The 18,843-nt window shown below is 66.7% G+C and carries 16 protein-coding genes and 1 pseudogene; 7 read left to right on the top strand and 10 right to left on the bottom strand.

Annotated elements, in window-relative coordinates; translation table 11 throughout:
- Nucleotides 1–51 precede the first annotated feature (51 nt).
- Nucleotides 52–1,086 carry an NAD(P)/FAD-dependent oxidoreductase gene (locus tag AB0L64_RS39785; RefSeq protein WP_363718146.1) on the top strand — a complete coding sequence of 345 codons (1,035 nt, stop codon included), beginning with the start codon at nucleotides 52–54 and terminating at the stop codon, nucleotides 1,084–1,086.
- Here AB0L64_RS39785 and AB0L64_RS39780 read toward each other — a convergent pair.
- The 4 genes from AB0L64_RS39780 to AB0L64_RS39765 form a co-directional block, all read right to left on the bottom strand.
- Nucleotides 1,070–1,423 carry a metalloregulator ArsR/SmtB family transcription factor gene (locus AB0L64_RS39780; RefSeq protein WP_363718145.1) on the bottom strand — a complete coding sequence of 118 codons (354 nt, stop codon included), beginning with the start codon at nucleotides 1,421–1,423 and terminating at the stop codon, nucleotides 1,070–1,072. The genes AB0L64_RS39785 and AB0L64_RS39780 overlap by 17 nt on opposite strands.
- 161 nt (nucleotides 1,424–1,584) lie before the next feature.
- A complete protein-coding gene (locus AB0L64_RS39775; RefSeq protein ID WP_363718144.1) occupies nucleotides 1,585–2,172 on the bottom strand; it encodes an alkaline phosphatase PhoX in 588 nt (195 codons plus the stop codon).
- Between the two features lie 42 nt (nucleotides 2,173–2,214).
- The gene (locus tag AB0L64_RS39770; RefSeq protein ID WP_363718143.1) at nucleotides 2,215–3,429 is read right to left on the bottom strand and encodes an MFS transporter; all 1,215 of its coding nucleotides are present in this window, start codon (nucleotides 3,427–3,429) and stop codon (nucleotides 2,215–2,217) included.
- A complete protein-coding gene (locus AB0L64_RS39765; protein ID WP_363718142.1) occupies nucleotides 3,429–4,814 on the bottom strand; it encodes an FAD-dependent oxidoreductase in 1,386 nt (461 codons plus the stop codon). The genes AB0L64_RS39770 and AB0L64_RS39765 overlap by 1 nt, the downstream gene beginning before the upstream one ends.
- An 83-nt stretch (nucleotides 4,815–4,897) precedes the next feature.
- On the opposite strand from AB0L64_RS39765, the gene AB0L64_RS39760 reads away from it, so the two are divergent.
- The 3 genes from AB0L64_RS39760 to AB0L64_RS39750 all read left to right on the top strand — a co-directional run bounded on the left by AB0L64_RS39760 (nucleotide 4,898) and on the right by AB0L64_RS39750 (nucleotide 7,010).
- Nucleotides 4,898–5,245, top strand: coding sequence for a metalloregulator ArsR/SmtB family transcription factor (locus AB0L64_RS39760; RefSeq protein WP_363718141.1), 348 nt, complete (start codon nucleotides 4,898–4,900; stop codon nucleotides 5,243–5,245).
- A gap of 80 nt (nucleotides 5,246–5,325) precedes the next feature.
- Nucleotides 5,326–5,970, top strand: a complete 645-nt coding sequence (locus AB0L64_RS39755) for an arsenate reductase ArsC (protein WP_363718140.1) — start codon at nucleotides 5,326–5,328, stop codon at nucleotides 5,968–5,970.
- On the top strand, nucleotides 5,967–7,010 hold the full coding sequence (locus AB0L64_RS39750) for an ArsO family NAD(P)H-dependent flavin-containing monooxygenase (RefSeq protein WP_363718139.1): 1,044 nt from the start codon (nucleotides 5,967–5,969) through the stop codon (nucleotides 7,008–7,010). The genes AB0L64_RS39755 and AB0L64_RS39750 overlap by 4 nt, the downstream gene beginning before the upstream one ends.
- Here the strand turns inward: AB0L64_RS39750 and AB0L64_RS39745 are convergent, their stop codons facing one another.
- From AB0L64_RS39745 to AB0L64_RS39720, 6 genes and pseudogenes are all read right to left on the bottom strand, one after another.
- Entirely contained in the window at nucleotides 7,011–7,679 is a 669-nt protein-coding gene (locus AB0L64_RS39745) for an arsenate reductase ArsC (protein ID WP_363718138.1), read from the bottom strand. It abuts the gene before it with no gap.
- Between the two features lie 130 nt (nucleotides 7,680–7,809).
- Nucleotides 7,810–7,986 (bottom strand): annotated as a pseudogene (locus tag AB0L64_RS39740) (ArsR family transcriptional regulator); the annotation flags it as partial.
- Between the two features lie 39 nt (nucleotides 7,987–8,025).
- The gene (locus tag AB0L64_RS39735; RefSeq protein WP_363718137.1) at nucleotides 8,026–8,427 is read right to left on the bottom strand and encodes an arsenate reductase ArsC; all 402 of its coding nucleotides are present in this window, start codon (nucleotides 8,425–8,427) and stop codon (nucleotides 8,026–8,028) included.
- On the bottom strand, nucleotides 8,424–9,176 hold the full coding sequence (locus AB0L64_RS39730; RefSeq protein WP_363718136.1) for an MIP/aquaporin family protein: 753 nt from the start codon (nucleotides 9,174–9,176) through the stop codon (nucleotides 8,424–8,426). Before AB0L64_RS39730 ends, AB0L64_RS39735 begins: the two co-directional genes overlap by 4 nt.
- Nucleotides 9,173–9,838, bottom strand: coding sequence for an arsenate reductase ArsC (locus tag AB0L64_RS39725; RefSeq protein WP_363718135.1), 666 nt, complete (start codon nucleotides 9,836–9,838; stop codon nucleotides 9,173–9,175). The genes AB0L64_RS39730 and AB0L64_RS39725 overlap by 4 nt, the downstream gene beginning before the upstream one ends.
- Nucleotides 9,835–10,518: a helix-turn-helix domain-containing protein gene (locus tag AB0L64_RS39720; RefSeq protein ID WP_363718134.1), complete on the bottom strand. Its 684-nt coding sequence runs from the start codon at nucleotides 10,516–10,518 to the stop codon at nucleotides 9,835–9,837. The genes AB0L64_RS39725 and AB0L64_RS39720 overlap by 4 nt, the downstream gene beginning before the upstream one ends.
- Before the next feature lie 778 nt (nucleotides 10,519–11,296).
- Here AB0L64_RS39720 and AB0L64_RS39715 point away from each other — a divergent pair.
- The 3 genes from AB0L64_RS39715 (at nucleotide 11,297) to AB0L64_RS39705 (ending at nucleotide 18,799) form a co-directional block, all read left to right on the top strand.
- Nucleotides 11,297–13,282 carry a hypothetical protein gene (locus tag AB0L64_RS39715; RefSeq protein ID WP_363718133.1) on the top strand — a complete coding sequence of 662 codons (1,986 nt, stop codon included), beginning with the start codon at nucleotides 11,297–11,299 and terminating at the stop codon, nucleotides 13,280–13,282.
- Nucleotides 13,283–13,643: 361 nt separating this feature from the next.
- Nucleotides 13,644–14,489, top strand: coding sequence for a hypothetical protein (locus AB0L64_RS39710; protein WP_363718132.1), 846 nt, complete (start codon nucleotides 13,644–13,646; stop codon nucleotides 14,487–14,489).
- The gene (locus tag AB0L64_RS39705) at nucleotides 14,486–18,799 is read left to right on the top strand and encodes a caspase family protein (RefSeq protein WP_363718131.1); all 4,314 of its coding nucleotides are present in this window, start codon (nucleotides 14,486–14,488) and stop codon (nucleotides 18,797–18,799) included. Before AB0L64_RS39710 ends, AB0L64_RS39705 begins: the two co-directional genes overlap by 4 nt.
- Nucleotides 18,800–18,843 lie beyond the last annotated feature (44 nt).

Raw genomic sequence — 18,843 nt, 5'->3', positions numbered from 1 at the left:
TAGCTAATATCGACGTTTCGTCATATCGGGATATTACGATATATTGTCTGTATGAGAGACGACTCCGTGGTGATCATTGGTGGTGGGCAGTCAGGGCTGGCCGGCGGGTACGCGGCGCGGGAGGCGGGGCTGCGGCCGGTCGTGCTAGAGGCCGGCGAGCGTGCGGTCGGGTCCTGGCCGAAGTACTACGACAGCCTGGCCCTCTTCTCCCCCGCCCGCTACAGCGGCTTCCCGGGCACACCGTTCCCCGGCGATCTGGAGCGCTACCCGACCAGGGACGAGGTGGTCGCATATCTCGACAAGCTCGCGGCCGGCCTCGACGCCGAGATTCACACCAACACGCGCGTCAAGACCGTCGAGACCCAGGGCGCGGGCTTCGTTGTCCGCACGGCGGAGAAGGAGTTTCAGGCGGGCGCCGTCATCTGCGCGAGCGGCTCGTTCACCAACCCGTACATCCCGGACCTCCCAGGCGAGTTCACCGGCGAGCTCCTCCACGTTGCGGACTACCGCAGCCCGAAGCAGTACGCCGGCCACCGGGTCGTCGTGGTCGGCGCCGGCAACTCCGCGATCCAGGTCGCGTACGAGCTCGCCGAGGTCGCCACCACGACGCTCGCCGTACGGCGACCCGTCCAGTTCGTCCCCCAAGTCCGCGGCGGTCGCGACATGCACTACTGGCTGCACACCCTCCGCCTCGACCTCCTGCCGCCCTCAGTCCTGAAGCGCCTGATCCGCGGAACACCGGTCTTCGACACCGGCACCTACAGCAACGCCATCAAGTCCGGCCTGCTCGACCAACGACCGATGTTCACGCGCTTCAACGACGGCCAGGTCGAGTGGGCGAACGGCACCCGCGAGCACGTCGACACCGTCATCTTCGCAACCGGCTACCGCCCCAACCTCACCTACCTGCAAGACCTCAAAGCACTCGACAGCACCGGCATGCCGCTCCACAAACGCGGCCTCTCACTCACCCACAAACGCCTGGCATACCTCGGCATCGAGTTCCAGCGATCGTTCTCGTCCAACACACTGCGTGGCGTCTCCCGCGACGCGAAATACGTCGTCCGCGCTATCGCAGGAAAGTAGGCCCCGGCAACAAGGCCCGCAGCGTCTGCAGCTGTTCCGGCACGATCGAGTACCACGACCACAGACCGCGCTTGTCGCGGGCAAGGATCCCGGCACTGACGAGAATCTTCAGGTGGTGGCTGATCGTCGGCTGGCTGAGCTCCAGAGGCTCGGTCAGATCGTTGACGCACGCCTCACCGTTCGGGCTCGCCTCGATCATTGCCAGCAGCTGCAGCCGGGTCGGGTCGGAGAGTGCCTTCAGTACGCCGGCCAGTCGCTCGGCCTCGTCCCGGTCGATCGCGACGCCGGCCACCTGCTGAGCACTCCCGATGCTCGCAGCGCTTCGACGTGGACTCACCAGAGCAGTGTAAGTCGCCCACGCCCCCGGAGGTTGTATCGGTCTCGAAGATGTTCATCCAGCAGACATCATCCTGAGAAGCGGCTGAGCGGGCCCCGGCCGGCTCAGCCGCGACTGATGTCAGGCGCCGATCTCGCCGCCGTCAGGCCGCCAAGTCACGATCACGGCCGGCCGCGCGAAGTCGCCGTTGGGCCAGGTGCTGGCCGGCTTGTCGACCGACGCGCCAATGATCTCGCCGGGGTGCTGCACGGACACGACGACCGACTTGTTGTCCGGTACGACGTACGCCGACGCCTGCTCCGCGCAGCGCGGGTCCGAGAGGAACTGCTTCGCCTTGCCCGTTCCGGTCCCTCGACCGCAACCGCGAAGAGACCGTCGTTGAAGTTCGTCCCGGCGTGCTCGACCAGGGCGTTGCCGTAGGTGGAGATCCACAAGTTGCCGTGCGCATCGAAGTCGAGGTTGTCCGGGCAGGAGATCGGCGACACCTTCGTCTTGTCGCAGCCGACGAAGTACGTCGACGAGTCGGCCGGGTCACCGCAGACGATCGGCAGCGACCAGATGAAGCTCTCGCTGGCGTGGTTGCCGCCATCCTCGACGATCTCGAGGATCTTCCCGTGCTTGTTGCTGTTGCGCGGGTTGGCCTCGTCCGCCGCGGCTTGACCGTTAGGCCCGCGGTTGCTGTTGTTGGTGAGCGCCACGTAGATCTTGCCGGTCACCTTGCTGACCTCGATGTCCTCGGGCCGGTCCATCTTGGTCGCGCCGGTCTTGTCGGCGGCGAGCCATCTTCCTGGTCACCGGCGAGCTGCCGGCACCTCAGTCGGCAACCGCTGTACGAGGAACAGCAGCAGACCCGCGACCGCACAGGCTGCGGCGACCAGCAGAACGAGCGTCCGGTAGCCGAGTGTGGCGGCGAGCAGCGCGCCGCCGAGCGGCGCGATGGCCTTGGCGCTGAGGATCGGCGCGGCCAGTGTGCCCGCGATCGTGCCGTAACCGGTCGCGCCGTACCGCTCGAGCAGGATCGCCGGCGTCGCGATCGAGGCAACACCGAAGCCGAGCCCGAACAACACCAGACAGGCGATCGCGCCGGGCAGCTGGTGCCCCAAGACCGGCAGCAGCGACATCGCCGCGCCTTGCCCGACGAGGATGAATCCGACGATGGTCGCCATGGGCAACCATCTTGTGGAGAGCGTGGTGACGACCCGACCGGTCACCGACAGCAGCCCGAGCAGACCGGCCAGTGTCGCCGCGACCACGGCCGGGTGGCCCAGGCTCATCAAGTACTGCACAAGGTGTACGGCGATGACGGCCAGCGCCGCGCCGTGCAGGACGAAGGTCGCGGCGAGCAACCAGAACGCTGGATCCCGCAGAACCCAGGCCGGCGAGGTGCGGAGCCGTCGTTCGTGATGACGCGCTGTGGAAGCGTGCCGCAGCCCGATGCCGTGCAGTGGAATCGTGAGCGTCGCCAGCAAGATCGCGAGTGTGACGAGCGCCGGCCGCCACTCGATCCGGTCGACCAGCTGCCCGGTGAGCGGGATGAAGATCGAGCTGGCGAATCCCGCGACCAGCGTGATGCCGAGCAGCGCCTTCGCCCGCCGCGCCGGCTCCATGGCCGCTACGACCACCGTGAACGCGGGCTCGTACAGCACCATCGCCGATGCCACGCCGATCAGCACGAACACGCCGTACAGCTGTACGGCGTTGTGGACCTGCGACCAGCCGAGCACCGCCAGCGAGCCGACAAGCGACCCGACCGTCATCAACCCGTGCCCGCCGCGGGCGTCAAGCCAGCGCCCGACCGGGATCGACAACAGACCTGACACCAGAACCGCGACCGTCAGGGCACCCGCGGCCGTGATGTGAGGGATCCCCAGGTCGGCGCTCATCGGGCCGAGGATCACGCTGAACGCGTAGTACAGCACGCCGTACCCGACGGTCTGGGTGACGGCGAGCGCGCCGACCAGCCGTGTGGGGCTGACCGCTGCGCGAGTGGTCAGCCCCGTGGTCATCAGTTGCAGCAGCCGGACTGGGTGGTCGGCTTGGCCTCGACGACAGTCAGGAGGCCACCGCTGATCCCGGTCGCCAGCCCACGGCTCGCCGGCGCCTCGATGCTGACCGGCGCCGGGCCGCAGCAGCCACCCGAGGCCTCGTCGTCGGAGTCGCCGTACGCCAGGTTCGAGGAGCACACACCGGTCTCCGGCAGGTTCAGCTGGACGTCGCGCGCGGCGTCCCAGTCACCGGCCAGCGCGGCCACGACCGACCGCGCCTGCTCGTAGCCGGTGGCCAACAGGAACGTCGGTGCCCGGCCGTACGACTTCGCGCCGACCGCGTAGTACCCCGGCTCCGGGTGCGTCAGCTCGTCCACGCCGTGCGGCGGAACGGTCCCACAGGAGTGCTGGTTCGGGTCGATCAGCGGCGCCAGCGCCCGGGTCGAACCCAGAATCGGGTCCAGGTCCAACCGCAGCTCACCCACCATGTCGTGGTCCGGTCGGAACCCGGTCGAGTTCACCACCGTGTCCGCGACCACCTGCTGGTCGCCTGCCGTCAGCACGATCCGGCCATCCGCCGTAGGCGCCATCGCCTCGGTCCGGAAGCTGCTCACCAACTCCACCCGGCCCGACTGCACCAGTCGCTTCAGCCTCGCTCCGAGCGCACCGCGCGCGGGCAGTTCGTCAGCGTCGCCACCGCCGTACGTCCGTGCCTGGTCCGTGCCGCGAACAACCCACAGCACCTCCGTGCCCGGCTCGTGCTCGGCCAGCTCACCCAGCTCCAGCAGCGTGGTCGCCGCCGAGTGACCAGCACCGACGACCGCCGTACGGCGACCCACGAAGCGGTCACGGTCACGCCCGAACACGTCCGGCAGCGCCCGCGAGATCGCGTCGGCGACCTCGGCCTCGCCACGCGCCGGGATACCCGACGCACCGAGAACATTCGGACGGCGCCAGGTCCCCGCCGCGTCGATCACGGCAGATGCCAGCACCTCCTCACCGTCGGCCAGGCGCACCAGGAACGGCGCCGTCTCACGGCCCGCCGTACGGATGCGGTCGTATCCGACGCGAGTAACCGCGGCCACCTCAGCGCCGTACCGGATCTTGTCCTCGAGGGTCTTCGCCAGCGGCGCCAGGTACTCGTCGATCAGGTCGCCACCGGTCGGCAACGCGTCCAGGTCCGGCTCGACCCATTCGCCCTGCTCCAGCAGCCGGCGCGCGGCACCGTCGATGTCGTAGCGCCACGGGCTGAACAGCTTCACGTGCCGCCACTCGTCGATCGCCGCGGCCGCGCTCGGACCCGATTCCAGGACCAGGAACTCGAGGCCACGTTCGACCAAGTACGCCGCCGCGGCCAGTCCCACCGGCCCTGCTCCGATGACTACCACCGGCTGTGTCACGCTCATCCTCCGCCACCCATCTGCGCTGTCTAGAAGTTCATCTAATCAGGAAGCTTGCCTCTTGATTCGACAAGAGTCAAGATAGACACATGCCTAAACAGGAACTGCCGGTTCTCACCACCTGCTGCACGCCGATCTCCGAGGCCGCCCTCGATCCGGCGCAGGCGGCTGACGGCGCCGCGGTCTTCAAGGCACTCTCCGACCCGATCCGGCTCCGGCTGATGTCGATCATCGCCTCAGCCGGCGAGGAAGTCTGCGTCTGCGACATCACGCCACACTTCGAGGTGAGCGGCCCGACGATCTCGCACCACCTCAAAGTGCTCCGCGAAGCAGGACTCGTCGACTGTGAGCGCCGCGGCACCTGGGTCTACTACTGGCCGATCCCCGAGCGCCTGACCTGGCTCTCCACCCTGCTCTCGGTCCCGGCGGCTGTCTGATCAGCGACACGTCACCGGCTGTTCATCGATACCTGTCAATCTAGGGCCTCGAGCAACAACCGACGAGCCGAGGAGTACGCATGCCCACGTCCGCGGAGGATCTGGCCCTGCTCGATGTCGACATGGTGCTGACCCGGGCCGCGGAGCGGCTCGCCGACCGGTTCGCCGGAGTCTTCGGTTTCGAGACCATCGACCGGCACGTGCACGAGTCGTACGTCGCGCTGTTTCGCACCGCGAAGATCCGCCGCCATCTCCCGGCGCTCGCCGAGCACTTCGCCGCCGATCGACTGAACGCGCTCGCACATGCCAAGGGCGCGATCATCAGCCCGGTTCCGCAGGTCCTGTTCCTCTGCGTCGCCAACGCGGGCCGCTCACAGATGGCAGCTGCGCTGCTGTCCCACTACGCCGCCGGAAAGGTCGTGGTCCGCTCCGCCGGTTCGCAGCCGGCCGCCGAGATCGAGGAACCCGTCGAGCCGCTGCTGACCGAGCTCGGCGTCATCATGCCCGACGCCTACCCCAAGCCGCTGACCGACGATGTGGTCCGCGCGGCCGATGTCGTGATCACGCTGGGCTGCGGCGACGCTTGTCCCGTACTCCCCGGCAAGCGGTACTACGACTGGGCCATCGACGATCCGGCCGGCCGACCGGAGGACGTCGTACGCCGGATCCGCGACGAGATCAACGCCAAGGTGCGGGCGCTGGTCGCCGAGTTGGTGCCGTCGTGACCTTGCGTGCGGTGGTGATCGGCGGCGGACAGGCCGGGCTTGCGACGGGGTTCTACCTGCGCCGGTCCGGTCTGGTTCCCGGCGAGGACTTCGTGATCCTTGACGCAGCGGCGGAGCCGGGTGGTGCGTGGGCGCGGATGTGGCCGACGCTGCGGACCTTCTCCCCCACCCAGTACTCGTCGCTGCCCGGCTGGATGATGCCGCCGTGGACCAGCGACAGCGGGTACCCCTTGGCATCTCACGTCGTCGACTACCTGACGCGGTACGAGGAGCGCTACCAGCTCGACGTACGGCGATCCGTCGCGGTCGGATCAGTGAGGCGTGGCGTCGAGCATCTCGTTGTACATAGCGACAACGGGGAGCTGCGCGCGGAATACGTCATCTCGGCGACGGGGACCTGGTCGCGGCCGTTCATCCCACGGTATCCGGGCTCGTTCGCCGGACAGCAGCTCCACACCGCCGGCTACCGGCGGGCAGCTGATTTCGCCGGGCAGCGGGTGCTGATCGTCGGCGGCGGCAACTCGGCCGCGCAGATCCTCGCCGAGGTTTCGCTGGTGGCTGCTACCACCTGGGTCACGATGCGCTCGCCACGATTCCTGCCCGACGAGGTCGACGGCCGCGCGTTGTTCGAGATCGCGACCAGACGGCACCAGGCACGTCAGCGCGGCGAGACTGATGCCGGTGGGGTCGCCGGACTCGGTGACATCGTGATGGTGGCGAGCGTGCGCGAAGCCCGCGACCGCGACGTACTGCATGCCCGCCGTCCGTTCACTCGCCTGGTCGACCACGGTGTCCGCTGGGCCGACGGCACCGAGTCGGCCTTCGAGACGATCATCTGGTGTACCGGGTTCCGTCCCGCGCTCGGCCACCTCGCCGGCCTCGGGTTGCGCGGGCCGGACGGCCTGATCCCGACCGATGGCACGCAATCGATCAAGGAACCGCGACTACATCTGATCGGGTACGGCGACTGGACCGGGCCGGCCTCCGCAACACTCATCGGTGCCGGCCGCACCGCCCGGGACCTTGTCCGCGGACTCTGATCAGAGCTTGACGAACAGCTCGGCGACGAGATCCTGGACCTGCCGCTGGATCTGGTCTCGGATCCGCCGCACCTCCATCAGCGACTTCCCCTCCGGGTCCTCGATCGGCCAATCCAGGTAGCGCTTGCCGGCGTACACCGGACAGGCGTCGCCGCAGCCCATGGTGACGACGACGTCAGCCGCCCGGACGATCTCATCGGTGAGCGGCTTCGGATAGGCGGCACCGAGGAACACCCCGACCTCGTCCATCGCCGCGACCACGTTCGGGTCGACGAGTGCCACCGGCAACGAACCGGCCGACCTGACCAGCACGCGATCACCGGCCAGCTGGCTCAAGAACCCCGCGGCGATCTGCGACCTCCCGGCGTTGCGCACGCACACGAACAACACCTCGGAGACGGTTCCGTGTGTCCTGCCCTCGGCCTTCGCCAACGCGGTCAGACGTTCGGTCGCAAAGCTGGCGGTCAGCGACGGGAGGAAGCGGCGCACCCGGGACCGAGACGCCAACATGTCGAAGCTCTCGCCCACGTAACGCCGCACCGTCGCGGGCGAGAACACCCCGGTGAAGCGAGTCGCCAGCTGGTCTGCGATCTGCTCCAGCTGGCGGTCGAGCACCGCCGTACTCAGATCGAGGGCCCGGCTCCCGGCCTCGCTCGGGTGATTCCACACCGAGCAAGGTCGCCAGCTGTGCCACTGCGTGATGGGTCGGCCGGTAGTAGCTGGCCGAGTGCCGCCGCTGTTTCGTCAGCAGATCCACGTCGCAGAGCAGCCGCAGATGCTGAGCGACCACCGCCTGCGGCTCCTCGATCTCCACCGCGAGCTGACCGGCGCTGACCTCGCCGGCCGGGTGCGTCAGCACCAGACTCAGCAGACGTAGGCGCGTCGGATCCGCGACGACGCTCAGCTGTGCTGCCCGTCGCTCGGCGTCCTCCCTGGACAACGGCACGACGGTCCGCTGACCCGCCGGCTTCGACATCACTCTATATTGACAATCGTCTATGTAGACGTCAACGCATCAGGCTGCCTGCAGTTCGCCGACGAGCTTCTCGACCCGGCCGCGGATCTCGTCGCGGACCTGGCGCACGACCTCGATCGGCTGCCCGGCCGGGTCGGTGAGCTCCCAGTCCTCGTACCGCTTCCCCGGGAACACCGGGCACGCGTCGCCACAGCCCATCGTCACGATCACGTCACTGGTCTTGGCCGTGTCGTACTCCAGCAACTGCGGGACGTTGCCGGTGATGTCGATTCCGACCTCCCGCATCGCCTCCACGGCGATCGGATTGATCTGATCCCGCGGAGCGGATCCGGCCGAGCGGACTTCCACACTGCCCCCGGCAAGGTGCCGCAGCCAACCTGCGGCCATCTGGGACCGGCCGGCGTTGTGAACACAGACGAAGAGGACGACAGGCTTGCTCACGAGGTGACTCCAGAGTCGGTGGATTCGGCGGTATCGGCGTGCGGTACGACGACGTCGGCCGCACTGCCGAGAGTGGGGTAGAGCACGACCACGAGCCCGGCGCCGAGGATCGCGCCGAACACCTGGAAGAAGACGAATCCCAGGACGGATGACGGCGCGATACCGGCAAAGGTATCGCTGAACATACGGCCGATCGTGACGGCCGGGTTGGCGAACGATGTCGACGATGTGAACCAGTACGCCGCGCCGATATAAGCGCCGACCGCGGCCGGCGCGATCGCCGCCCGGCCGGACCAGACCAGCGAGAAGATCAGCAGGATCAGACCGGCGGTGGCGACCGTCTCACCGATCCACAGGTGCGGCTCGGATCGGTCCGTCGTCGACCACGAGACGGCTGCCTCGCTGTACATCAGGTTGGCCAGGACGGCACCGACGATCGCGCCGATGATCTGGGCCGGAACGTACGCCGCGAGTTCGCGGAGGCTCAGTCCGCTCCCGTCGCGCTGTCCGAGCCACCAGTCGGCCGCGGACACGACGGGATTGAAGTGCGCACCCGAGACCGGTCCGAACATCAGGATCAGCACGGCAAGGCCGAGCGCCGTCGCGAACGAGTTCTCCAGGAGCTGCAGGCCGACATCGTCGGGTGACAGCTTCGCCGCGGCGATACCCGATCCCACGACGACGGTTACGAGGAGACCGGTTCCGGTGCCCTCGGCAACCGCCCGTCGCCACAGGGGCGTCGCGCTCACCGGCCGCTCACCACAGGTACGGCGAGTTCTCCGAGCAGACCGCGTACGCGGCGCTCGATCTCGTCACGGATCGGGCGGATGTCGGCCACCTCCAAGCCAGCGGGATCGTCCAGATCCCAGTCCTCGTAACGCTTTCCGGGAAAGATCGGGCAGGCGTCGCCGCAGCCCATCGTGACCACGGCGTCGGCGGCGCGAACCACCTCGTCGGTCCACGGCTTCGGGTACTCCGTCGAGATGTCGATGCCGCGCTCGGCCATCGCGGCCACCGCTGCCGCATTTACCTCGATGCCGGGCTCCGAACCGCCCGACCAACCGACCGCCTGGTCACCAGCCAGGTGCTCGAAGAACCCCAGCGCCATCTGGCTGCGCCCGGCGTTGTGCACGCACAGGAACAGCACCACCGGCCGTCCGTCGTCGTGGTGCCCCTCGACCTTCGCCAGCGCGGTCAGCCGCTGGCGCGCGAACCGCTCGGCCAGCAGCGGCAGGAAGTTCGGGATCGTGCTACCGGTCGCGAACTGGTCGTAGCTCGAGTGCAGGAAGCGCTCGATCGTCTCGGCTCCGTAGAACTCGGCGAACTGCTCCCGCAGCCGGGTGGCCGCCGTACGCAGGGCCAACTGCTGATCGATCGACAGGTCCTCGCGGTGATACCTGATCTCGGTCATGATTTCCCCTTTGAAACCAGCGGCGCCAGCCGATCGATCCGGCCGGCGATCTCGTCGTACGCAGCCTCGAAAGCGGCGTCCGTGTCCGGCGGCGCCGGATCCGGCACCGACCAATGCACCCGCGGCCGCGCCTCGGCCGGCAGATGCTCGTACGCGATGTCGCACACCGCGATTACCAGATCGTCCGGTTCCACCACGTCGGCAACCTGGGCAGTCCGCCACTCCCGCGGATCCAGGCCCCGCCGACGCGCCACCTTCACCGCCCGCGGATGCACCCGCTCTGCCGGACGCGTCCCGGCCGACACCGCCGGCACATGACTACGCCGCGCCCAGATCGCCGCCGCCAACTGCGAGCGCGCCGAGTTCTGCGTACACACGAACACCACTCGCGGCACGTCCTGCAACGTCGGACTCACCACCGAGGCCAGCCGCTCCGGCACAAGCTGCACGTACGTCCGGCGATGATCACCCTCCGACCGGCCCCGCACCACGAGCCCGGCCTCCTGCAACACCTTCAGGTGATGCGCCACCAAGTTCGTCGGCATCTCCAGCAACGCACCCAGCTCGCCCGGCGCCGCATCCCCGACCATCAACGCGTCCACGATCGCGAGCCGCGCCGGATCCCCGAGCGCCGCATGCACCCGCGCCCGCTCCGCCAGAGATATCCGCTCAACGTTCATTGCCTCAACCATCACTGAGGCAATCGCGCCTGTCAATCCGGCGGACTGTCGCAACCTCTCAGGGCACTCAAATCGGCGGAACAGATGCCTACCGACCGGGCCGTTGACTACTGACAGCGATGCTGGCACGCTGCTGGGGAGCCCGTTCACGGGGTCTGTCCGGCAGGGGTGGCCGGGCACGGGGCGGACGTGACACCACAGTGCTCCGGTGGCGTCACGGATGGGGGGAGCATTGAATACGCATGCACGACGGCGCCGATGGGGCGCCGTACTCGTCGTTGTCGCGATCCTGTTCGGCATCGCACCTGTAACCGCCGCGGCGCAAGGAAGCGCTGCGGCGCCTGTTGTTCTCACACCGTCGACTGCCACCGCCGGCGAGTACGTCAAGTGGTCTGGCACTGTTCCAGGCAAGTCGCGGCGTGTCTCGCTGCAGCTTCGGCCCACGAAGAGCTCACGGTGGCTTGCGGTGGCCTCTCTGACGAGTTCGTCGTCCGGCACGTACAAGACGCAACTCCGGGCGCCGGCCGAAGGCCGCTATCTGGTGCGTGCCGTCGCGCCGGCGAGCGGGTCCGTTCTCGCGTTCGTGTCAGCGACGTGGCAACTCGACGTCGTTCGCCGGCAGGCGCTTCTTGAACTACCTGAGTCGGTCACGGCGGGCGAGGCTGTCACGGCGCGGCTCCAGTTCAGTCCTGCGAGAACCAGCCGTCCAGGCTATCTGCAGGTACTGCGAGCGGGCACTTGGCGAAACGTTGCCAATGGCCAGCAGAACACTGCGGGCGTGGTCTCGCTAAACCTGAGCGCCGGTGCTCCCGGCATGTACCTCTACCGGGCCTACACACCTGCCTTCAACGGCGCCGCGGCTGTGGTGAGTGTGCCTCGAGTCCTTCGTGTCACTCCTGCCGCGGTCAGCACGTCGCCCGCCGCCGAGCCGCTGACCGCCGCGGAACAGGAGCGGCTGGTGACATTCGACGCTACGACCGGGACAGTCGCCTTCACCGGTACACCGCTGGCCGGAGTCGCCGTCGGGGACGTGATCGTGGCCGGTCCATCGACCGTCGCGCCGGACGGGCTGCTGCGGAAGGTGAAGTCGGTCAGCACAGCCGGCGGGAGGTCGACGTACCAGACCTCTCCGGCGACGATGCCGGATGCGATCACGAACGTGCCAGACGCGCTGTCGACGGTTCCGCTGAGCGTCGTCTCAGAGAACATCACGTACGTCGATCCTGGCGTGACGGTCCAGAACGCCGTGTCTTCGAAGTTGCCGGCGCCGGGTGAGCGCACGACGGAGGGGCTCACGGCAACTGCCCAGGCGCTGCGGGTCAACAGTGTGGACCTCGTCGGCGAGATCAAGATCCCCAAAACCGATCGCAAGGCCGAAGTCGCGTTGAGTGGGACGATGAGCGTCACGCCGACGGCCGCGCTCGAATTCGACATGAACTGGGGTCAGGTGACCCGGGCCGAGATCCGCGCCGGCGCGGTGGTCGACAGTTCGCTGAAGACGACCGTCAGCGCGTCCGCCGGGGGTCTCCTCGAAGCGGGTGACCACGGAAAGGTCTCGTGGGATCTCGTGAAGGGGCAGTGGATCTACTGGGGCACTGTCGGACCGGTGCCGGTCGCCGTCCGTCTGGACTTCGCCCTGGTTGCCGTGCTCGACGTCATCGGAAAGGTCACCGTCGAGTGGCGATCGACGACGGCAGGGACATTGGCCGGTGGCGTTCGCGCGACGGCGCCCAACATGGCATTGGTCAGTCCGGTCGTCACCATCCCTTCATCGGTCAACGCGGTCAGCCTCGGTCTCGAGGGATCGGTCAACGCCTTCGTCGGCATCGACGTGGCCGCCTTCCTGTACGGCGCCGTCGGCCCGTACTTCAAGGGCGGCGTGAAAGGCAGTATCGCGGCGTCGATCGACACAGCCGGCCGACGGTCGTGCGCGGTCACCGTTCGCCCAGACATCGAAGTGGGTCTCAAAACGGCGTTCACCATCCTGGGCGCTGAGTGGAAGGGCTTCTTCCGACCGAACTTCGACCCGTACTACCGACTGAACCTATGCCCGACAGCTCCGCCACCACCTCCACCGCCTCCGCCTCCTCCGCCACCACCACCTCCGCCGCCGCCGCCGACCGGGCCGGAGCTCGACATCACGCCATCGGCCGGCCTGGCCGGATCGACCTACTACGTCGGGTCGTCGACACCATGCCCGACTCCGCCCGCGGGCTACGTCCAGCAGGTCGACGCATGGCTCAAAGCCGAGAACGGAGCCATCCTGAACTTCAACGGCTACGGAGTCCCCGATGCCGAGGGGCGGTGGTTCCTCGGCGAGATCGTTCCCTACCAGCGGCAGCTGGCGGGCGGCCGATGGGTGTACAACGACCCCACCCCAGGCGTCTACGACGTCGTCGTGGAATGCCAGATCTACCCGCTGTCCGATCCGGAGGCACTCGAGACCGTCCTCACCTACAAACCAGGGAAGTTCGAGGTCACAGGCCCGTCGATCCAGATGAGCGTCGAACCTGCCAGCGTCGCGCCCGGTGGAACCGCACACGTGTCGAGCCTTCAGCCGTGCACCGCCGGCCAGACAGTCAGGATCTTCGCCCCGTGGCTGCTGGGCGGGAGCAATGAGGGGATCGGCGCGGACACAGGTCCCGACGGCTCGTGGACTATCGACCTACCCGTTCCGGCATCCGCTGCGCCCGGGCAGTACGAGGTCCTCGGCACCTGCGAAGGAGGCAACAACTACGCCTCAGCTGTTCTAACCGTGACCTGATCTCGCCGACTCGACGACTCACCTTCTCTCACCCGACGATCTACTGCGCCGGGTGAGAGAAGGCCACACGGCCTGATTCACGAATCGGCTCCTTGCCTGGCGATTCCTCCAACAGCCTCTCCTGCGACGACGACATGCAACCCCGAACAACACCCGTGGAATACCGCTGTTCCGCGCCCTCTCGCTCATATGCGTCCGAGGGTCGGGCAGACCACCGCTCAGTCGCTGGTCGCGTCCGGTAGGCGCTACACAGTCGGAGGTCGTCCGGGGGCGCAATTTACCCATACGCAACGGCTCACAGGTTCGTGGCATAGTAATGGCGAATCGAATAGGTTTGACACTCCGGAAATGGGTGGGGCAGATGCCGCGGATCGTTGCGGTACATGGGATCGGCCAACAAATACGCGGCCGCGAGGTTTTACAGCAGGCCTGGGTGCCGGCGCTGCGCGACGGGATCGCGCTGGCTGGCTGCAGACCGCCGTCCGAGGCAGACGTCGAAGTTGCCTTCTATGGCGATCTGTTCCGTAGACCGGGAAAGAAGGGGCCAAGCCAGACGCCCTACGGAGCCGACGACGTCGAAGCTGGATTTGAGGCGGATTTGCTGGAGACATGGTGGTTGGAGGCTGTCAGCACCGACTCATCGGTCACGGCCCCAAGCGACCGGAGCAAGTTGCGGACATCCCGATCGGTGCAACGGGCGCTGAACGCCTTGAGCTACTCCCGCTTCTTCACCGGGATGGCTGAGTCGCTGCTGATTGGGCTCATCAAGCAAGTGCATCTCTACCTCACCGACGACACAGTTCGTTCCAAGGTCCAAACCCGTGTATCAGACATGCTGAGCGATGAGACGAGGGTGGTAGTGGGCCACTCGCTTGGATCAGTGGTGGCATACGAGATGCTGTGCGCCCGCCCTGGCGCGGATATCGCGCTGGTAACGCTCGGCAGCCCGTTGGGCATCCGGCACCTTGTGTTCGACAGGCTGTGCCCGGGCCCGGTAGACGGACATGCCCCCTTCCCGGCAGGCGCTGGCTCATGGACCAACATCGCTGACGGAGGTGACGTCGTGGCCTTGGTCAAGAAGCTCAGTCCTCTGTTCGGAGACCAAGTGCACGACGTGGCAGTTCACAACGGCAGCAAGGCGCACGACGTATCTCCGTATCTGACGGCGGTTGAGACCGGGCGAGCGATCGCCGCAGGACTCAGATGACGGCCGAGCTTGATCGCCGGTTCGTCATCGCGTCAGGTACTGAGAACTACAGGGTGCCAGAACATCGGCTCGAGTCTGTGCCTGCGGATTTGCAGACGATCGTCGACTTCCTCATCGGTGAGGGATACGTCGAGCAGCTTCCTGAACTACGTCACGACCCGACCAGTGATGAGTTACGGACGTCGCTAGATCGATGGCTGAACGACGCGCAGCGTCAGGACTCCGATGTTGCGGTCTTCTACTACTCCGGTCACGGCGACACCCAGGCCAATCTCCATTACCTACTTGCGGCCGACACAGAGGAGGGTATGTATGAGTCGACTGCGTTGCCCGCGGACTTCCTGGTCAGGTCACTCGGAGGCCGTCCGCGCGTCCGACGACTTCTTATCGTCCTAGACACGTGTTATTCCGGGCAAGCTGCATTCAACGCGGCGGAGGTCGGCGCTCGGATGGCAGCCGTACAACGGCTCGACGGCCCGTATGAAGGAGTCTGGGTCTTGACGGCTTCACGCACGCGAGAGGAGGCCGATCAAGCGGCTTTTGCGTCGGCCTTCGTGCGGGCAGCTCGCGATTTGCAGAGCGCTACTGGTGGGCTTCAGCGCTACATCGCCTTGGAGGCACTGGTCGACCGGATCAACACAATCCTGGAAGGACAGGGATTTGGGCAGCGGGCCAGTTTCACAACTGCGACCCTATCCACCGGTCTGGCGCCATTCCTCCCTAACCCGGCATACGACCCGACCGCGCCTGCCGGCGTGCCTCTGGAGACTAGGGCCCGGCTGCAACGCCGAGCCGAGGAGTTGGCCACCCATTGGGGGCCGAAGGCCCGCGGCGTCGAAGTCGCCGCTCAGGCCGGGTGGTACTTCACTGGCCGCAACAAAGCCCTGCGGGACCTCTCGGCCTGGCTTGCCGATCCTGTGGACGACACTCGGCTTCGGGTGGTGACAGGAGACCCGGGCTCGGGCAAGTCTGCAGTGCTGGGCCGGTTGGTGACGCTGTCCGATCCTCAGTCTCGATCGATCGCGCCCGTTGACGATGATGCATCTGACGCAGTCCCTCCGGAAGAGTCGATCAGCACCGCCTTACTCGCCCGCGCGAAGACTGCCACTGATCTCAAGACCGAACTCGCGGACATACTCGGTTGCGGCCCCGGAGACGATCCGATCGAACTTGTACGGTCCCGTAGCCCGCAAGCTGTGATTGTGCTCGACGCCCTGGATGAGGCAACGGACCCGAACGAGGTCATCGCTGACTTCGTCAAACCGCTTCAGGCCGCCGCAAGCACGGGTTCTGGTCCGCGGCTGATCGTCGCAACTCGCCGACCATTGCTGGCGTCGCTACCGGTGGACCGCGCGGAGATCGACCTTGACGATCCAGAGCACCTCGACGCCGATGACATCGCCGAGTATGTGAGCCGTGTCCTGCTGGCCGTCGACGACCCGGCGTCGTCTACGCCCTATCGCGGCGCGCAAGAGCTGGCCCTGGCTGTCGGCACGGAGGTCGCAGCTATAGCCGGCCGAAGCTTCCTCATAGCTCAGATCGCCGCCCGCACCCTGGCCAACTCCTCCCATGCCCTGACCGCGAAGCAGGTGTCGGCTGACAGACATCGGTGGAGCGATGTCGGCACGGCCTTCGACCGCGACCTCGAACGCTACAAAGAACAGCAAGAAAAGGTCCGCGCCCTTCTGACGCCATTGGCCTGGGCTGAAGGAGCGGGTTTGCCTCGGGAGCTGTGGTCGTCGGTCGCTAGCAGCCTAACCGGCCAGAGCTTCACAGATGGCGACGTCGCATGGGCACTTGACCATGCGGGCGCATACATCGCAGAGGCTGTCGAACACCGCCGTTCCGTCTACCGGCTGTACCACCAGGAGTTCGCCGAACATCTGCGTGTAGACGACACAGCTGGCACGCAGCGGGCGATCACTGCCGCCTTGCTGCAGCATGTGCCCGTCTCGCAGCCGAAGACCGTTCATGACTGGACCGCTGCCCATCCGTACATCCGTACTCACCTGGCCGCCCACGCTGCCGCCTGTGCCCAACTAGACCGCCTAGTCGAAGATCCCGGCTTCCTGCTGACCGCCGCACCCGAACGACTTCTGTCCGTGTTGCCCTCTGTGTCTGTTCCGTCGGCGGAGTTGGCTGCCACCGCGTATCAGACCGCCCTCCACCTATTGCATGGCCAGCCACCGGGGAGGGCTGCCGCCGAACTGCAACTCGCTGCCCGGCAGTGCGGCGCCACTGCCCTCGGAGACCGTATCAATGAGCTGCCCTACGTCATGCCATGGACGATCCCGTGGGCTCGCTGGTCGCCGGGGGCCCGCCATCTGCTCCTCGGCCGCCACAACGAGAAGGTGGGTGCGGTTGCGGTAGGGCAGCTGGACGGCCGACCAATCGCTGTGACCGGTGCGACGGACGGAGTGCGGGTGTGGGACCTGAGGACGGGTCGCCATTACGGCAACGCACTCAAAGTTCACCTCGGAGAGGTAAGAGCAATAGCAGTGGGGCAGCTCGGCGATCAGCCGATCGCGGTCACCGGCGGATCGAGTGGAATGCGGATGTGGGATCTGCGCACGGGGGAACAACATGGCCAGGTAGTGAGAGCCAACTCCGGAACGGTAGAGGCTGTCGCGATCGGAGAGCTCGACGGTCGGCTGATCGCGGTTACAGGCGGTCAGCACGGAGTGCGGACATGGGATCTACGCACTGGTCACCTACTCCGCGGCTCATTCATGTCAGGTGTGAAATCGGTTGGGACCGCTGACGCCATCGCGATTGGACACCTGGAGGATCGACCCATCGCTGTCACCGGCGGCAAGCGCGGTATGCGGATGTGGGATCTACGGACCGGGCTACAGCACGGTGGCGTCCAGCAGGATCACCTCGGAGCTGTAAGCGCGGTCGCGGTAGGAGAGGTCGACGGTCGGCCCGTGGCGATCACCAGCGGCATCGGCGGGCTTGTGCGGATGTGGGATTTACGCACCGGTCATCAACACGGGCACACCCTCCGAGACCCTGCCCTAGCCAACCAAGGGTCGGTTCGTGCAGTCGCGATCGGTCAGCTCGGTGGTCGCCCGATTGCGATCACCTGCGGTACCAGTGGCATGCGGATGTGGGATCTACGATCAGGTCACCAGCATGGCGACGCTGTAACCGGCCAAATCGGGCCGAGAGATGCGGTCGCAGTCGGCGAACTGGACGGTCGGCCGATCGCGGTCACCGGAGGCACGGATTCGAGCGTGCGGATGTGGGATCTGCGGTCTGGTCACCGGCATGGCAACACTGTGAAGGATCAAATGGGCCTAGGAGATTCGGTCGCGATCGACGAACTGGACGCTCGACTCATTGGGGTCGTCGGCGCTGCGGACCCGGCAACGCGAATTTGGGACCCTCGGCAGAGCATAAGCTCTACGGGCTCTCCCGGACCGGTCGCCGCAGTCGCCATCGCACAACTGGATGACGAGCAAATCATCTTTACCGGCGGATCGAGGAGCCTGCAGGCGTGGCAACTACGCACCGGCTCCGAGTTACTTCATGCATTTAGGGATCAGTTGAGCCCAGTGAGCGCAGTCGCGATCGGACACTTGGACGGCCGGCCAATCGTAGTCAGCGGCGGAACGGGCGGAACGCGACTTTGGGATCCGTCGCTCGGCCTCAGCTTCGGCACTGATCTAGCGGCAGTGCGTGCAATCGCAGCCGGAGATCTGGACGGCCGGGCAATCGCGATCACCGGCGGAAGGGGTGGGTTGCGGCTGTGGGATCTTCGCACCGGCCGCCAGTTTGGCGAGGGCCTAACCGATCCCGTCCTGTCGGGTCGCGTGGCATCGGTGCGTGCCGTCGCACTCGGACAGCTTGACGGTCTGCCGATCGCGGTGACAGGCGGCAGTGACGCGGCTCTGCGAGTGTGGGACTTACGGACGGGACGCCAGCTCGGCAATGCCCTCATGGGTCACGTCGGACAGATTGACGCACTCGCTGTTAAGGAATGGGGCGGCGAGCCTGTCGCAATTACCGGCGGAAATGACGCGACCGTGCGAGTGTGGGATCTGCGGACAAGACGCCAGCGCGGCCAGGTCCTCGCTGGCAGCGTGGGTCCAGTGCGTGCGGTCGCGCTTGGGGACCTGCTCGATCGACCGGTCGCCCTGGCTGGCGGCAACGACGCGATTCTGCGAGTGTGGGCGCTCACCTCGGAGGCCGAACTGGTGATCAAAATGGATGTCGGAGGTCCCATCACGGGCATTGCCGTCGCGCCGGGAGGATCCATCGTTGTGGCTAGTCCTCGAGGGATGTTCACTGTACAGATCAAGCTCTAGCCAGCCGGCAAGGCACAACTTCGAACGCAGACAGGCGCTCATCG

This window comes from Kribbella sp. NPDC051936 (genome assembly GCF_040680955.1).
Taxonomy (GTDB): Bacteria; Actinomycetota; Actinomycetes; order Propionibacteriales; family Kribbellaceae; genus Kribbella.
This window is presented reverse-complemented; position numbering and strand designations above follow the sequence as displayed.